The sequence below is a fragment of the Spirosoma gilvum genome (assembly GCF_054776815.1).
The window spans coordinates 411,512-427,577 of sequence record NZ_BAAHBH010000001.1 but is presented as its reverse complement, the minus strand read 5'-3'; the positions used below and the strand labels follow the sequence as shown (position 1 = coordinate 427,577).

Annotated in this window: 14 protein-coding genes; 10 read left to right on the top strand and 4 right to left on the bottom strand. The window is 47.0% G+C overall.

The genetic code is table 11. The annotated features are described in order from the left end of the window. Positions 1-160: 160 nt before the first annotated feature. Together ACYVFD_RS01675 and ACYVFD_RS01670 are read right to left on the bottom strand one after the other, a co-directional pair. A complete protein-coding gene (locus ACYVFD_RS01675; RefSeq protein WP_461087882.1) occupies positions 161-2,569 on the bottom strand; it encodes a TonB-dependent receptor in 2,409 nt (802 codons plus the stop codon). 175 nt (positions 2,570-2,744) lie between these two features. Further along, positions 2,745-3,101 (bottom strand): nuclear transport factor 2 family protein, encoded by a 357-nt coding sequence (locus ACYVFD_RS01670; protein WP_461087880.1) that lies wholly within the window; start codon positions 3,099-3,101, stop codon positions 2,745-2,747. A 190-nt stretch (positions 3,102-3,291) separates the two neighbouring features. On the opposite strand from ACYVFD_RS01670, the gene ACYVFD_RS01665 reads away from it, so the two are divergent. From ACYVFD_RS01665 to ACYVFD_RS01630, 8 genes are all read left to right on the top strand, one after another. Then, positions 3,292-4,155 carry an AraC family transcriptional regulator gene (locus ACYVFD_RS01665; RefSeq protein ID WP_461087878.1) on the top strand — a complete coding sequence of 288 codons (864 nt, stop codon included), beginning with the start codon at positions 3,292-3,294 and terminating at the stop codon, positions 4,153-4,155. A gap of 91 nt (positions 4,156-4,246) precedes the next feature. After that, entirely contained in the window at positions 4,247-4,471 is a 225-nt protein-coding gene (locus ACYVFD_RS01660) for a hypothetical protein (RefSeq protein ID WP_461087876.1), read from the top strand. A 74-nt stretch (positions 4,472-4,545) separates the two neighbouring features. Then, positions 4,546-5,448 carry an NAD(P)/FAD-dependent oxidoreductase gene (locus tag ACYVFD_RS01655; RefSeq protein WP_461087874.1) on the top strand — a complete coding sequence of 301 codons (903 nt, stop codon included), beginning with the start codon at positions 4,546-4,548 and terminating at the stop codon, positions 5,446-5,448. 333 nt (positions 5,449-5,781) lie between these two features. Further along, the gene (locus tag ACYVFD_RS01650; RefSeq protein ID WP_461087872.1) at positions 5,782-5,979 is read left to right on the top strand and encodes a hypothetical protein; all 198 of its coding nucleotides are present in this window, start codon (positions 5,782-5,784) and stop codon (positions 5,977-5,979) included. Between the two features lie 18 nt (positions 5,980-5,997). Continuing rightward, positions 5,998-6,303 carry a DUF4386 family protein gene (locus tag ACYVFD_RS01645; RefSeq protein WP_461087871.1) on the top strand — a complete coding sequence of 102 codons (306 nt, stop codon included), beginning with the start codon at positions 5,998-6,000 and terminating at the stop codon, positions 6,301-6,303. 168 nt (positions 6,304-6,471) lie between these two features. Beyond that, entirely contained in the window at positions 6,472-7,143 is a 672-nt protein-coding gene (locus ACYVFD_RS01640; protein WP_461087869.1) for a porin family protein, read from the top strand. Between the two features lie 124 nt (positions 7,144-7,267). After that, positions 7,268-7,861, top strand: a complete 594-nt coding sequence (locus ACYVFD_RS01635) for a short chain dehydrogenase (protein ID WP_461087867.1) — start codon at positions 7,268-7,270, stop codon at positions 7,859-7,861. A 216-nt stretch (positions 7,862-8,077) separates the two neighbouring features. After that, a complete protein-coding gene (locus ACYVFD_RS01630) occupies positions 8,078-8,920 on the top strand; it encodes an aspartyl protease family protein (RefSeq protein ID WP_461087865.1) in 843 nt (280 codons plus the stop codon). A 15-nt stretch (positions 8,921-8,935) separates the two neighbouring features. Here ACYVFD_RS01630 and ACYVFD_RS01625 read toward each other — a convergent pair whose 3' ends face one another. Then, on the bottom strand, positions 8,936-9,883 hold the full coding sequence (locus tag ACYVFD_RS01625; RefSeq protein ID WP_461087863.1) for a cation diffusion facilitator family transporter: 948 nt from the start codon (positions 9,881-9,883) through the stop codon (positions 8,936-8,938). A gap of 422 nt (positions 9,884-10,305) precedes the next feature. After that, positions 10,306-10,719, bottom strand: a complete 414-nt coding sequence (locus tag ACYVFD_RS01620) for a hypothetical protein (protein WP_461087861.1) — start codon at positions 10,717-10,719, stop codon at positions 10,306-10,308. Positions 10,720-10,913: 194 nt separating this feature from the next. Between ACYVFD_RS01620 and porU2 the strand changes: the two genes are divergently transcribed. Together porU2 and ACYVFD_RS01610 are read left to right on the top strand one after the other, a co-directional pair. Next, positions 10,914-14,954, top strand: a complete 4,041-nt coding sequence (gene porU2 / locus ACYVFD_RS01615; protein WP_461087859.1) for a putative type IX secretion system sortase PorU2 — start codon at positions 10,914-10,916, stop codon at positions 14,952-14,954. Then, complete coding sequence (locus tag ACYVFD_RS01610; RefSeq protein WP_461087857.1) at positions 14,954-16,063, top strand: acyltransferase family protein; 1,110 nt, start codon at positions 14,954-14,956, stop codon at positions 16,061-16,063. The genes porU2 and ACYVFD_RS01610 overlap by 1 nt, the downstream gene beginning before the upstream one ends. The last annotated feature ends 3 nt before the right edge of the window (positions 16,064-16,066 follow it).

Sequence of the window (16,066 nt, the reverse complement as noted above, 5' to 3'; positions counted from 1 at the left end):
TTATCACCGAAAAAATTAGGAGTTTTTTTAAGAGAACATCAATCTGAATTTTTACTACGCTTTATCTCACTTAAGCCGAAAAGCCTCTTATACAGAGGCTTTTCGGCTTAAATGGTATTATTCTTTCGGCCGAACACGTGCGTATTGGCTACCAATTCCGCTAGTTATTCCCTTCGCCCCCTTTCTTATCGTCGTTGCTGATCCGTTTTTTCTGGCGTTGGCTACCAGACATTTTCCCGAATTCATATTTCAGGTTCAGTCGCCAGCCACGCCGATACATAGCCACATCCTGCGTTTGTACAAAGTTCGGTCCTACGAAATCATTCCGCCAACTGATGGTTTCGCTGAACGGGTTATCATACCCAAAGCCAATCGTACCTTTTTTCTTCAGGACTTCTTTTTGCACCACTACATTGTAGAACCCGAAACCGCCGTATGATCCCTGAAGGTTTACCCGTGCCGAATTGTAAAATCCGAAGAATTGTGCCTTGACTCCCTTGCCAAAATCAACAGACGAGTTCAGATTGATCCGATACATCCAGTCTTCATTGCGCGTTTTCAGTTCAGCGCTTTCCAGTACATTGTAGAATACGTTGAGCGATCCATTCACCGACCATTGCTTGGTAATTTTCGTATTCGCGCTCAGGTTAAACCCATAAGCCGAGTTTTGAGCAACGTTTTGAAAAATCTGCTTTAAAACACCCTGATTATCAACGGTATTGATACTCTCAATAGCATTGTTGGTCTGCCGCAGAAAAGCCGACAGATTGAAGCTCGTCTGCTTAATGGAAATGCTATAGTTAGCCTCAACAGAATGTGTCAATTCAGGCTTGAGGTATGGATTCCCCCCGTACAGATTTTTCGAGTCTGACTGATTGACATAAGGATTCAGATAATAAAACTGCGGCCGCTGAATCCGTTGCGAATAATTGAACCGAATCTGCTGCTCTTTTTTCAACGAGCGCGACAGGCTGACGCTTGGGATGAAATTGCCGTATGTGCTGGAGAACGGAGAAGTACCGTTCAGAAAATTGGCCTGAATAAACGTATGCTCGTAACGGGCACCAATGTTTATACCCCAGTTCTTCTTGGGTGTGCGGCTGTATACTGCATAGGCCGCAGCCACCTGTTGGGCATAATCGAATACATTGGCCAGAGAAGGCTGATCCGAAAAGTTGGTCGATCCGTCAACGGCATTGGCTATACGATAGTCGCTGAGGATCTGCCGAAAAATGGTTTTGGTTCCGAGTTCGAGCTTACTGATGCTGTCCAGCGGGTTCGTAAAATCGAGCTGAATGGTCCCCTCTTTATTATTATTGATGTTGTAGCTTTTTTCGCGGTAATAAATGGTTCGCTCCCGGTTCAGTAGATTCGACCAGTAGTCGCTGTCTTCGCCTTCAAACGAGTACATCATCAGGAAATTGAGCTCCTTTTTGGGCTTTTTAAACAACCGGGTATAATCCAGATTCAGGGTGGCACCCGCCCAGTCGTAGGTGCGGCTCATGTCCCGGTGAAAATACTGACTGATAGCGCCCCGGATACTTTCTTCAAAGTTTATATCGAACCCGTTGGTATTATCCCCATTGTAGTAATTGATACCTGCCCCCATTCGGTTGAGTGAATCTATATCCCAGTCAGCATTGAAATTGGCATACACGTTTCTACCATTACCATTTATCCACTGGGTCTGGTTCTGATTCGTTGTTACGCCTTCGGTGGTGAACGAGCGTAACAGTTGCATATATCGCTTGTTTTTCCAGTCGCTGTACCCGCCATTGGCCGATAGACTGAGATTCTTCATCCGGTGGTTGATAGTGGCATTCTGCCAATTGTTCCACTGACTGAAATTGGGGCTGATAGAGCCATTGGTGCCCTGTAAGCTGTTTTTCTTGGTAATGATGTTAATGATACCGGCTGTCCCTTCGGCATCGTACTTGGCTGAAGGAGACGTAATTACTTCGACCTGCTTGATAATATCGGCCGGAATCTGTTTTAGTGCATCCGATATACTGCGGGCTACGATACTCGACGGTTTGTTGTTGATCAGGACTTTGATGTTGGAGCTACCCCGTAGTTGTACGTTCCCTTCAATATCAACAGCTATCGACGGAATTTTCTTCAGTACGTCGGTCGCATCGCCCCCTTTTATACTGATGTCTTTTTCAGCATTGTATACCATCCGATCCGATTTTTCCTCGAACAGGTTCTTCTGTTCAGTCACCGTCACTTCGGCCAGTTTCTGAACCGCCTGACTCAGTTTGATGACACCTACTTCCATATCCTGACCACCTACCACCTTCAGCTTTTGAATGGTTTTGGGGCTGTAGCCGACAAATGAGACCTGAAGACCATATTCACCAGGCGACGCCTTGGTAAACACAAACTTTCCGTTGGCGTCGGCCGTAACGCCTTCCACGATTTTTCCCTCTTTCAACAAAGCGACCGTAGCAAATTCAACGGGCTTATTCGCCGTTGAATCGAGCAGCGAACCCGAAATTTTCGTTTGTTGAGCCAATATGATTCCTGCACTCGACGCAAGCGCGAGTAGCGTAAGTAAAAAAGCTTTCATAGGATTTACCGGGTAATGTCGGTAGCTGTTGTGTAAGGAGTGTTGAGAGGATTACGTTGTATTAAAGTCACATTAAAGACGATTGACGAGGCAAAACGTTGCAGTTGTTATTATATTTTTTCTAAAACAGAAAAGCCGCCAGCTACCTGGCGGCCTGAAAAAAGTGCCAAAACGACTAAACCAATTGGATGTCCATACGTTTGATCAGTCCCTCGTCGAACTGATAAACATGCTGTATCTGTTGATCGATGAGCGTTTGTCCGGCAGGATCACTGACAACCTGATGCACATCGACAATAACTCGCCCTTCGTCATCGGTAGTACAGCGAAGTGGCTCCACATGCGGGTCAATTTCGTTCCATTGCTGCGTCCAGTAGGCGCGGACTGCTTCATGGCCAATAACTCGCCCACCTTTCCATCCATTGGGCCAATCGACGTCGGGGTGCATAGTAGCCAGCGCAGCATCGATGGCGCGCGCGTTAAAAGCTGCATAGGCAGCAACCAGAACCACGCGATGGTCAAAATCAGCCATATAAGAAGCGTTTAGTTTACTTGGTAAAGGTCGTAAGCCGCCCTACAAATGCCTGTCGGTACGTGTTGAGATTTTCTCGGAAATAGTATAGATCTCCTTCATGTACCAGCAGCCAGATGAAGGACCTCTGCACTAACTGGTAATCAAAACACCTATATTTACTCGTGATCCACAGAAGAATAAGAATCCCATGAAGACTATTCCGATCCGACAAATTGTTGAATCTCAACCTGATAAACGTAATGCAGGTCAGTTTAAAATTCGAAATCTGACGGAAGTGCATGCTGGAACAAACTTAGTCCATGCCCTTCATAAACACGATTTTTACTTTATTCTGGCGATCGAAGACGGTCAGGGCCTTCATGAGATTGACTTTGTTCCCTATGCCGTTCACCCGTATGCTATATTCATACTTCGGCCCGGCCAAGTTCATCAGCTACAGCTAACAGCCGATTCCAGGGGATATTTAGTGGAATTTGATCCATCATTCTATCAACCCAGGAACGCGATTGCGGAACAGCGCTGGCACAAAGCTACCAGCAAAAACTATTGTCCTCTCGAAGAAGCCCGGTTTAATAAGTTGCTTACCTACCTGGCCAATTGTTTCGAGGAATACACCACCAAGATGGATGGTCATAGGGAGGCTATCAAAGCCAATATCGATCTGTTCTTTATCGAATTTGTGCGCCAAAGCCGTAATCCGAATCAGGTCTCTACTCCAGCAACTACCTACACCCAGGAACGGTTTGAAGAACTGCTCCGCCTATTAGAAGCTAATATTACTCAGGTTAAGAGCGTTGGGCAATATGCAACACTACTTAATCTCTCGGTCTATCAGTTAAATGCCATCACCAAGGCATCGGTTGGCAAAACCACCGCCGATCTGATTAACGAGCAAATTATTCTGGAGGCCAAGCGCTATTTACTGGCGACCTCCAATCAAATTAAGGACATCGCCTGGCATTTGGGCTACGAGGACACCTCCTACTTCATTCGGTTCTTCAGGAATCATACCGGCCTTACCCCGGAAGCTTTTCGTAAAAACTTTACATAACTCCTATTTTACTTCAGAATCGTCCTACCTGCTCCTTTACCGCTCAGTCTACTTTTGTGAACATAAACATACGGTCAAAAACGTAAAGAAGATGAATGCAAAAGCCAGAGTAGTAGCCGCCCTGAAAGTCTGGGTCGTCATTTACCCATCCATAACCCTGTTTCTAGCGCTTTTTGGTGAGGGGCTATCGAAGTTCCCGCTCTACCAACGAACCTTTCTTCTCACCATCTCCCTGGTTCCCTGGATGATGTTTGTAGGCGTCCCATTTGTTGACTTTCTCATCCGCCAGTTTTCTCCGAAGCCAGATGCCCACTAAGCCCAAACGGTTCATTTACAAGAGCCCCAATAACAAAATCAATCAGTCAACTGACATTCCATTCAGTTTAGAGTATGAAGACCAACTATGATGTGATCATTGTGGGCGGCAGCTATAGCGGCCTGGCAGCCGGTCTGGCGTTGGGAAGGGCCCTGAGAAACGTGCTGATTATCGATAATGGACAGCCTTGTAACCGGCAAACGCCACATTCCCACAATTTTCTAACCCAGGACGGCAGTCCCCCAACGGAAATTTCCAGCCTGGCCCGACATCAGGTTGCGGCCTATAAATCGGTTACCTTCCTGGAAGCTACCGTAACGACCGCTCAACAGACCGACAGTGGCTTCCAGGTACAGCTCCAAACCGGTGAGCACTATACTGCCCGAAAACTCGTATTGGCAACGGGGATCCGGGACCTCATGCCGGATATAGATGGGTTTGCCGAATGCTGGGGTATTAGTGTCCTGCATTGTCCATATTGCCATGGCTATGAAGTGCGCCAGCAAAAAACAGGCATCCTGGCCAATGGTGAAACGGGATTTGAGTTGGCCACACTAATTTCAAACTGGACCTCTGCGTTAACCCTCTATACAAACGGTCAGGCCACGTTTTCCAGCCACCAGCTAAGAAAGCTGCAAACGCATCAGATTAACCTGGTTGAAGCTAAAATCCAGCGGCTGGAACACCAACGGGGCTATATCGAGCGTATCGTTTTCAGCGATGGATCAAAAGAAGAGGTTACAGCTTTGTATACCCGACTCCCCTTTGCTCAATCCTCATCGATTCCAGCTTCGTTAGGTATTGAGATGACGAACGATGGATACATTAAAGTTGATACGATCCAACGAACGTCGATTCCGGGTCTATATGCCTGTGGGGATACTACGACCCGGCTGCGAACCGTCGCCAATGCTATCTCTATGGGCACCACCACCGGGATGATGATCAACAAAGAGTTAATCGAGGAAGATTTTTAGCGTAGAAAATAGTAACCTCCGTCTAACAAACTACCCTTTCTCTTGCTAAGCGTTATCCTATCGACCAAAGGGCTTTTGCCTAGTCCTGCCAGAGGAAAATGACGCGCAGTTCGAGAAAACCTAGCCTGATGACCAAATTTCCCTGGTCATCAGGCACAAACCACCGCCTAATTCAGCCTGAAAGTCAATCGATTATCGGACATAATTTAACAAAAGTACTATTCAACTAACGTGTTGTCCTACCTGGCAGGTTTCTACCTGACCTACCTTTGTACAACGAAATAAACATTATCTGAAAAGTCCCTAAACAACCCCAACTTATCCTGTCAAGCAATGAAAAATAAAGCAAAACCTTCCCGTTTGGAAGGCAGGACGAACCTTGTCTTCTCTGGCCCAAAACCCAGCGCCATCAATACCATTTTAACGGTTCGTTTTTTTATCACCGCCGGGGTTTCTGCCCTGATCGGGTTAACGGTGTACAACCCGTTGTCAAACAGCACTGGTTACTGGAATCTAGGAGCAGACTACTGATATCCAATCCTGGTCGGAATGGGTTCTGAACTATTTTTAGCCCTTGCCGACTGTGTCGCTGTCCTCCTGCTTTATCCTTATTTGAGAGTATCTGTTGAACAACTAGCGTTAAGTTATTTCTGTTTACGTATAGTTTATACCGTTAGTTTAGGATTAGGCATCGCGTGTGTTGTTTTTCTCCTTTCTCTTGGTCACTCCTATTTAATGGCCGGGCCAGCAGAGAACAACCTTTTTGACGTCATTTCCACCAGGACAAACGCATTGGCGGCCTGGTCATTTATTCCAGAACCTACATCCATGATCCACCCAGACATTTTGCGTTAAGTAGACCATCTGGCGGGCTCACCCCCTGACAACTAAGATTATATAGGTACCACAAGGTGTATAACCAACGGTAATCTAATTCATGTTGACTCGCATTTTCAACGCTTACTGTCACTAACCAATACCTGTTTCTTCAAATTCAATTAAACCAATAAAACAAAAATTGTCATGCTTTCAAACACCAAATCAATTACCACAGTCGTCGCTGTTGCCTTATTTATGGCCGCTTCCTTGTCTTCCTTCGCTCAGACCAGCCGGTTCAGTATTACGTTCAATTCATTGACGACTAACTTTAATTACGGCAGGCTGAATAAGGATCTACAACCCTATAAGAAAAATTTTACTGGTTTGCAGCTCGGCACGTCCTATCAAATCGGAATCAGTCCGATGGTTTCCCTGGTTCCAGAACTAAATTTAGCGATGAAGGGCGGAGTCCTCACCGAGAACAATCCTCTAACGATCCATCAATCAACTGTTCGTCTTTATTCGGTCGAGTTGCCTTTTCTGGCTCGGTTGCATGTTCATCGGTTTTACCTCAACGCTGGTCCTTATGGTTCCTATCTAGTAGGAGGACGCCTGAAACAGGAAGGCACCGACGGAACGCCTTCCTCAACAACAAAGATGACTTTCGGCAACGCTCCGGGCGATTTTACGCATTGGGATGTTGGCTGGCTAGCTGGAGTTGGGTATAACTTCAACCTCAAACGAACCAACTTGATGCTGGATGCCCGCTATGGCTATGGCTTCATTAACCTCTCCAATAGTGTAGAGCGCTATAATCGAATGCTCAACATCAGTCTGGTCGTATCCAAACCATCCAGGAATAAGACCCAAAATTAGGCGTAAGGGTCAGTTTATGTCTATTCGGATAAGGGTTTACCTGATCATCTGCAAGTACTAAAGCAAATTGGGAATGCAGTCTGTCATTTTATTCAATTCTTTCTCACTAATTTTTTACAATCGAATGAAACTAGTAATTGTCGGAGCTTCCGGCACCATGGGAAGCTATTTATCCAACGTTTTTGACAAAGACCATGACGTTATCCGGGTTGACCACCGTAAAGGCGACTTTCAGGTTGATATTACCTCAACGGAGTCCATTAAGAACATGTATCAAAAAATAGGCGCTTTCGATGCGCTGATCTGTACAGCCGGTCCAACTTATGTCGGCCCCTGGAGAACGTTAACGGATGAGCAGTTTCGGCAAGGAGTGGAAGGCAAGATGATGGGACAAATCAACCTGGTACTGATTGGTCAGCATTTTATCAATCCCAGGGGTTCTTTCACCCTGATTACGGGGGAGTTGACGCAACACCCTCAGAAGAACTTTGCGAATGCTTCTGCGGCCAATGCAGCGGTGGAAGGCTTCGTCCGGGCAGCCGCTATTGAGCTGGAAAACGGGGTCCGAATTAATGCCGTGAGCCCCTCCGTAATCGAAAATTCACCCCACTATTTTCCGTATTTCCCAGGTGAGATGCCCACAACGATGAAGCAGTTAGCATATGCATTCACCAAGAGTGTATTGGGAAGTAGTACTGGTCAAGTGATTAGACCCTGAATGCCCTGATTAATCTGATTTACGATCCAATCAATTGACCAGGGCAACAGCTTCCCATGTAGTTCGTATGCCCTGGTCGATTAGCGCTTAGGCCCAAACTGATTTATTTCTAAATAAACCCGGCTCATTGATTTCAGGTATTATATATGAACTTGTTCACTACCAGCGTTATGAAATCAGCCAAAACCGCTTTCGGTAGTAAGTAATCCCGCCTATATGCATGTCCAGCGTTTACGTAAAATAATCCTATTTACTGTTACCTACGTTCTTCTGAGCCTTCATCTGGTCGATGCTCAGGCTGTCCGGCAACCAAGTCCGATTGCCATTCATGATAATCTGGTCTATTTACAGGTACGTGTAAATGGCCGTGGCCCCTTCAACTTTATGTTCAATTCGGGATTGTCGGGGCTGGGACGTATTGATCAGCGTCTGGCGAAAGAATTGAATCTCAACATTGTCGGTTTTCAGGAACGCCGGGAAGGCACACAGATCAAGCGCGAGTTTCTGGTAGCGATTGACAAACTTAATGTGGGTCAGGTCACTCATGCCAATCTAAAACTAACCGTTAGCAATTTTAACGAGGTTCCTCATCAGCTCCCTATCGATGGCGTTATCGGCCGTGATTTTTTCAATCATTATCTCGTTACAATCGATGGCCCGCACCGTCAGTTGATTGTATCGCCGGATACCTTAGCGAGTAAGAGTAAAGGGGTAGTTCGGTATACCAATCCGTTTATGGTACTCGGAAAGCTGGGACCCAGAGACGTGCTGTTCAATCTGGATATAGGGTCTACGCTCCCGCTCCTATTTCCGAAGGCAATCCTGATGGGTATTCACTATACCGATACAACCAATCAGCGAACGGTTACCCAGGCCAACACAACGTTTACACTACAGGAAGCTGTAGTTCATGATGAACTCATACTGGGCGGAATCTTACTGAAGGATCAGACAATCTATTACTCCGACAAAGCGCATCAGATCAATGTGGGTGTCGACTTTTTAAAAGACCATACGTTTTCATTCGATCAGCGCAAAAAGTTGATTCGTCTTGAATAGCGAGTCTGCAAAGATTCATTTCCGAACTGAATCTGATTTCGTAAGCTGTTCTTTACGAGTAGCAGGTAAGGCTACTGGCTGCATATACGCATGTCTGATCGCTGGAAATTGCTGTTGAATTGATGCATGCACCCGCACTATAGCTTCATTAATATCGTCGGTTGTAAGTTCCGACTGGAAAGCTACGCCCTGCACCAATGTAATTTCTTCGGGGCCCAGGTAAATAGTAGCAATTTTTACGACTTTCTGTACAGCCGTATCGGCTTCAGTCAACGCAATCAGCTGTCGGTTCGTATCGGCATCGACTCCTTCGCCCAGCAATAGACTCTTGCTCTCGCGGGCCAGTACACCAGCTACCATTACCAATAGTAGGCCAATCAGGATCGATGCTGTTCCATCCAGATACGGATTTTGAAAGGTATGCCCCAAAAACACCCCCAAAAATGCGATTATCAGGCCCAGCACATCGGATACATCTTCGAACAACACCGTAAACGTAGCTGAATCCTTGCTGTCTTTTACGGCCGCCCAAAATGGTTGCGAACCACGTTGCGCATTAAATGCCCGTAAGGCCGTTATCATTGAAAAACCATCCAGCGCAAAGGCCACGCCCAACACAATATAGTTCCAAAATGGGTCACGAATGAGTTCAGGATGTTGCAAATGGGTAACCCCCTCATAGAGCGAAACGCCCCCACCAACCGCGAAAATGAGTAGGGCCACGACATACGACCAGAAGTATTGCTCCCGGCCATAGCCAAACGGACGTTTCTGATCGGGTGGACGCTGACTTCGATTGAGTCCCAGCAGCAACAGCAACTCATTGAACGTATCGACCAGGGAGTGAATACCTTCCGAAATCATGGCCGAGCTACCCGTTACGCCAGCCGCTACAAATTTGGTTGCGGCAATACCCAGATTAGCCGCCAGTGCGGTATAGAGTGGGGTTTTCGATGAAGCCATGCGATTAAAACTACTGTTTCAAACGGATGTTCAACAGTACTCGCCTTATTATTCCCACCTTACGGAAAAGATCAGCAAAAAGACCCTGTCGCAACCAAATCGAATTCGGTCGTTACAGGGCCAGTTAGTGAATAGTGAGTGATAATACTTAGCCTAGTAAATGCCAAAGTTCTCTGACGCAAATGCCAATCAAAGTAGCAGCGATAACCAGAGCAGGCAATAAAGAGATATGTATGGAATCCTGTTTCATAACCAGAGTCGTTAAACATGTATAGTCTAGACGCTGAAAACGAAAGAAGTCACGTTGCAAACGAGTAATTCTACCTGACTACTCGAATAAATAAATTATACGGACAGTCTAGTTAACCACTGACGAATTTCTAACGACAAATTCATGAAACAGGAATGCTCCTGCGTTCGCATCATTTAGGCTTTTCTTCTTTTGCCTGAAGACTCCCCCGCACAATGGGCTCGGGCTTGGATTTGGGGGTTGTATAGCGGACTAAGGTAGCCGTGGGATACGATGATCGGGGTGGCCGCCGGATAACCAATTGATACGACCGAGTGCCAATCACCAGATTAGAGTAAGCCATCTCGCCCGATTCCTGCATCAGGCTCCAGTTGGCAATAGGCTCTTTGCTTAGCAAGGTTTCGTCTTCATCCGATAAACTGGCAAACACCGTGTCGGGCACGAAGTGCTTACCGGAAACACTTTCAATCACAGAAACAATCGAAGGCGGTGCTGTAGCTGTCGATTTGTTTTGTGCACTAGCCGATGGCATCTCCAGTAGCCACAGACCTATTATTCCATATATTACGTTAACTAGCTGTGTCATACGTATTGCTGTTGTTGTTCTTTATTAAAACTAAACTGGGAGCAGTTGGTTAATTGGCCCACCACTATCGCTCTGAAATACAGATAGATGCGATATAAATTTACCACGCAGACCCTTTTAAGTAAACATTACCACACAGGATTTGATACTTATACACAGATTGGTTCGTCTAATGCTGGTTCGCCAGTTTTAGTATGTCTCATCTGTTTGTATACTCACTCTTTGGGCTTCTGAGTTGTCTGACCTTTCCTGTAAAGGCGCAGGTTATCGATCCCGATCCTACCCAATGGATTTCGTACGCCCAGACATACTATAAAATTCCAATTGCCGAACAAGGCATTTATCGCATCACAACTTCGGAATTAACCAAAGCGGGTGTACCTGTAAATCAGATCGATCCGGTTACCCTACAGCTTTTCCACCGGGGTATTGAGCAGGCTATTTTCGTGGAAGGGGAAACCGACCATCGGCTAGACGACACCGACTATATAGAGTTCTATGGACAGAAAAACGACGGCCAGCCAGATTCACTTTTGTATCGCCCCTACACGGCTCAACCGCATCGCTATTACAGTTTATTCAACGACACGACTGCTTACTTTCTGACCTGGCGACTTGATGGTAAGCCCGGTAAGCGGATGACAACGCAGGCCGATACCACCGCTGCTGGGCTGATACCAGAAACGTATCACTGGGCGGAAGAACTACGACTGTTCACCTCTGATTATCCCGGTTGGGCGGCCGGACTACCCGGAAAAACGGAGACTAGTTATTACGAAGCCGGAGAAGGGTACACGGGACCTATACAATCGAAAAATCAGCCTTACCCTAATCTATTCCAACTCATTGCTCCTGCCCAATTGGGGCCCAACCCGCAGGTTGACGTTCTGCTCGTTGGCCGGGAAGTATCAAACCACCGTGTCGATTGCCTGATCGGTTCAGCAAACGATCATCTGCAACGCCAGGATAGTGTACGTTTTGTGGGCTATTCGAATGCGAAACTACGGTTTGACCTGGATTGGCAGGCCATTAGTTCCGATGGTCGGGTAATAGTTTCGACCGTTTCAAGTAATGAATCCACGGCTACTGATGCGTATTCGGTATCGTACATCCGGCTCAGGTATCCACAGCAGCTAACGGCTAATGCACAATCGGTTAAGGTGTTTCAGCTCAATCCAAATTCCAGTGGGCGATCTTTACTGACTATCACCGACCTTCTGCCGAATGCAGACTTCTGGGATATTACCGACTCAAATTCACCTATTCGTTTAGAGGCGGTGAGACTTTCGCCAACCTCAGTCCGACTGATTATTTCGGGTACTGTTATTAGCCGAAGCCTGTTGAGCAGCGTCGATCGAAAACCAATACCTGGCCTACATCGGGTCAACTTTACTAACTGGTCTACGCGAAAGCCCTCTTTTCTGATTGTCAGCCACGAATCGCTGATGAAACTGGCTGTCAGTACGGCTGGAGATACCACATCGAATGCTGTTCGGGCCTATGCATCCTACCGAGCCTCAGAAGCGGGTGGCGGCTTCGACACGCTGATGGTCACTATGCACCAACTCTTCGATCAGTACAGCTACGGAGAGAGACACCCATTGGCTATTCGGCGTTTTATCCGGCAGTTTCTCAATCAGACTGACACCAGACCTTATCTACTGTTGATCGGCCGGGGTCGTAGTACGCCCGGCATTCGGCATGATCCACAACAAGCCAACCTCGACCTGGTTATGACGGCAGGTTATCCTGGCTCCGATAATTGGTTTAGTGCTGGGTTGCTGGCGAATGAACCGGATGTACCGGCCTTGCCCACCGGCCGAATCAATGCGTCGACTCCTCAGGAAGTGATGAACTACCTGGCGAAAGTAAAGGAATACGAATACCCTTCTGGTGAGCAGCTCTGGCGCAAAAATTTGCTGCATCTGAGTGGTGGCCTATCGCCAAATGAACTAAGTCTGTTCCGTGAGCTTGTCGATATCTATCGTATACAGGCGACTGCGCCCTCGCTGGGCGCTCATGTGACAACGGTTTCTAAAACAGCCAATCAGCCCGTTGAACTACCTGGCCTGGCTAAAACCATAAATGAAGGCGTTGGGCTGATAACTTTTTTTGGCCATTCGGGACTGGATGTCACTGACCTGGACATTGGCTTTTGCTCGAACGAAGCCCTTGGCTATCGCAACAAAGGCAAGTATCCGCTCCTACTTGTCAACGGTTGTGCCATCGGCAACTTTTTCTTTGGCCGACCAACGCTGGCAACGGACTGGGTTCTTACCCCCAACCGGGGTGCTATTGCGGCTATCGCCCACAGTCACCTTGGCACGGTCGATAGGCTCCACCAGTATTCGTCAACGTTGTATAGTCTCCTGACGGACAGTATACAATCGGGAAAATCCATTGGCCTGCTCCAACAGGAAACCATTCGCCGGATATTGGCCAAAACACCCGATGAGCAGGCACTGGCTACCTGTCAGCAAATGGTTTTGCAGGGCGATCCAGCCATTCGCTTGTTTCCGTTTCAAACACCCGACTATAGCCTAAAAGCCAGCACGTTAACCATACAAGCTACCACGAATCAGCCGCTTACCTTATGGAGCGATTCCGTTAAAATACAGATGATTGTTGAAAACAGTGGGTTATATCGACCAGGATTCCTTCCTATCCAAGTCAGTAGACTGGCCAATAGGCGGGAAATAGGCACTTACCATCTGACCATTCCAACAGCGATTGCTTATCGGGATACACTAACAGTGACCATTCCGAATGAGCAGACGGCCGAAGGTGAAAATCTCTTTGATGTAACCATCAATCCGACGGGTTTGCCAGCCACACAACAGGAAAGCGACCACACCAATAATCAGGCTAGTATTGAACTTACACTGCTTAGCCCAAAGCCCGTATTGATTTATCCACCCCAAGACGCTTTACTTACAACACTCACAGTCCGGCTAACGGCTCAATATCTTGACAACGGCCCACATCATTTCGAACTGGAACTGGACAGCACCGCTCGTTTCGATAGTCCTTTCCGCACCGCCCAACGACTGACAGCTACCCAATTCGTCAGCTATCTTATCAACCTCCCCAACCGACCAAATGTAACGTATTTCTGGCGGATACGATTGGCAGATCAATCGACGACACCCTCCGACTCAGCAAACTGGTCCGTTGGTTCGTTTACTTATGCGCCAACCAGTATTCCGACAGGTTTACCAGAAGGACAGATTCAGGCAACAGCGCGTATACCCGACGACATTCAACAGGGTGACACCGTTTCAATTCCTATCCAGCTAACGAATCTGAGTCCGTATCCATTTGCTGATTCGTTGGTAGTGCTACAAACCATTTATGCAACCGCTCTATCGAATCCTAAATCCTTGCGATGGCGTGTAAAACCGCCTACAGCGACCGATACCATTCGATTTTCGCTCAACATCCCGACCGAGCACTTACCAGGCAGAAACCGGGTACGGGTAACGGTAAATCCGCATCTGCAGCCCGAATATTCATTCCTGAACAATACACTCGATTTTCAACTGATTGTCCAGCCCGATGTATTGGGGCCACTTCTTGAAGTAGCCTTCGACGGAGCCCGCATTGCTGATGGTGCGGTCGTGTCGGCTCAACCCATACTGGATATTCTGCTGGCAGATGACAATCGCTCTCTCATTCGACAGGATACCTCTGGGATGGATATATACCTGCAAAAAGCCGGAAAGAATGCCACTTTTGACCGCCTTAGCTGGCGAAAAGCCATTGGTCAGTCGTTCCAAAAAGACAATGTTTTTCGGCTACGGTATCCATTACCGAAGCTGGCAGAAGGGGTGTATCATCTTACCGTCACAGCCCGCGATATGGTGGGAAATTCGGCAGTACCTTATCAGGTCAGCTTCAAAGTCGTATCGAAAAAGTCACTGAATCAATTCTCGGTATCGCCCAACCCATTCCAAAATCAGGCAGTATTCAATTTTGAACTACAAGGTGAACAGGCTCCTGGTATGCTCACGCTTACTATCACCGAACTAAATGGGCGCCTTGTTCGGTCGCTTTCTCCCCCTGCCCGCATCGGCCTGAATCAACTGGTCTGGGATGGTCGGGATATGACCGGAAAGCAACTTCCAGCCGGTGTTTATATGTATCAGCTTACTGTGCTGGATGCTACCGGCGAAGCCTGGCCAATACCTGACAAAGAGCAAACGCGTTTGAGAGGTCGAATTTTGCTCATGCGCTAATGTATAAATCAGCACCAGACCAGCGTATTTACCAAACCAGCCGTAACTTGCCGGCCTTAACTGGATTACGAGCCATAGCGGCTTCCCTGGTGTTTTTCCACCATCATAACCCAGCTTCAGCCAACACCTTCGCCTATCGACTGATCGATCAGGGATATACGGGCGTCACATTATTTTTTGTACTCAGTGGCTTTCTGATCTACCACCGCTATGCCGATAGCTATTTTTCTGGCAAAAACTGGTCATGGCATAGTTATTTATGGAATCGCTTCGCCCGAATTTTCCCACTTTACAGTCTGGTATTGTTACTGACCATTGGCGTATATAGGCTCAAAGAACATCTTATAAGCTGGCAACTTATAGCCTTAAATTTCAGCCTATTAAAAGGCTTTTTCGATACGTATAAATTTACGGGAATTGCCCAAAGCTGGAGCCTGACGGTTGAACTTTGCTTTTACTTATCAGCACCCCTACTATTTATTGCGCTGAAACGACTGGGACCTAGTTGGCTTACATTAAGTCTGGTCAGTATCGGATTGATTCTCTGGCAAACGCTGGGAAAATGGACATTCCTGAGCGCACCAGCGTCTGGGCTGTTTGGCAGCCTTCCATTTGTGATGTTTTATACCTTCTTTGGCCGTGGATTTGAGTTTATCGTAGGAATGTGGCTGGCTCAGCGATGGCACCAGAATCGATTACCGCAAATCCGCTATGCTCTATTTTGGAGTGTATTCATCATAGCCTGCTGTATGCTCTGGCAAGCTTTCCTCCCTACCTGTACCAAACAGGCCGACAGTGTGTTCTGGAGTGAAGTTCTCGTTTATAATTATTTCCTTCCAATCGGTGTCAGTCTATTTTTCACAGGCTTGCTAATTCAACCATCCGTCGTTCAAAAACTCCTTTCCCATCCATTCATTCAGCTGTTAGGCCGAAGTTCGTACGCATTCTTCCTGATTCACAATGGAGTTATAGCTAATAGCCTTCAAAAATTCGGCATCACTAATGTCTGGCTACTCTTCCTGCTGCTTATCGGAATTAGTTGTGGACTGTATAGGTTTGTGGAAAAGCCGCTAGCTAGGTTATTAAAGAGCGAAAGCGTGAATGAGTGATTG

Excerpts from the sequence above, each read along its gene's own strand:
- ACYVFD_RS01640 (WP_461087869.1), top strand. The coding sequence starts at position 6,472 with ATGCTTTCAAACACCAAATCAATTACCACAGTCGTCGCTGTTGCCTTA.
- ACYVFD_RS01625 (WP_461087863.1), bottom strand. The coding sequence starts at position 9,883 with ATGGCTTCATCGAAAACCCCACTCTATACCGCACTGGCGGCTAATCTG.
- ACYVFD_RS01630 (WP_461087865.1), top strand. The coding sequence starts at position 8,078 with ATGCATGTCCAGCGTTTACGTAAAATAATCCTATTTACTGTTACCTAC.
- ACYVFD_RS01610 (WP_461087857.1), top strand. The coding sequence starts at position 14,954 with ATGTATAAATCAGCACCAGACCAGCGTATTTACCAAACCAGCCGTAAC.
- ACYVFD_RS01665 (WP_461087878.1), top strand. The coding sequence starts at position 3,292 with ATGAAGACTATTCCGATCCGACAAATTGTTGAATCTCAACCTGATAAA.
- ACYVFD_RS01650 (WP_461087872.1), top strand. The coding sequence starts at position 5,782 with ATGAAAAATAAAGCAAAACCTTCCCGTTTGGAAGGCAGGACGAACCTT.
- ACYVFD_RS01670 (WP_461087880.1), bottom strand. The coding sequence starts at position 3,101 with ATGGCTGATTTTGACCATCGCGTGGTTCTGGTTGCTGCCTATGCAGCT.
- ACYVFD_RS01620 (WP_461087861.1), bottom strand. The coding sequence starts at position 10,719 with ATGACACAGCTAGTTAACGTAATATATGGAATAATAGGTCTGTGGCTA.
- ACYVFD_RS01660 (WP_461087876.1), top strand. The coding sequence starts at position 4,247 with ATGAATGCAAAAGCCAGAGTAGTAGCCGCCCTGAAAGTCTGGGTCGTC.
- ACYVFD_RS01655 (WP_461087874.1), top strand. The coding sequence starts at position 4,546 with ATGAAGACCAACTATGATGTGATCATTGTGGGCGGCAGCTATAGCGGC.
- ACYVFD_RS01635 (WP_461087867.1), top strand. The coding sequence starts at position 7,268 with ATGAAACTAGTAATTGTCGGAGCTTCCGGCACCATGGGAAGCTATTTA.
- ACYVFD_RS01675 (WP_461087882.1), bottom strand. The coding sequence starts at position 2,569 with ATGAAAGCTTTTTTACTTACGCTACTCGCGCTTGCGTCGAGTGCAGGA.
- ACYVFD_RS01645 (WP_461087871.1), top strand. The coding sequence starts at position 5,998 with ATGGGTTCTGAACTATTTTTAGCCCTTGCCGACTGTGTCGCTGTCCTC.
- porU2 (WP_461087859.1), top strand. The coding sequence starts at position 10,914 with ATGTCTCATCTGTTTGTATACTCACTCTTTGGGCTTCTGAGTTGTCTG.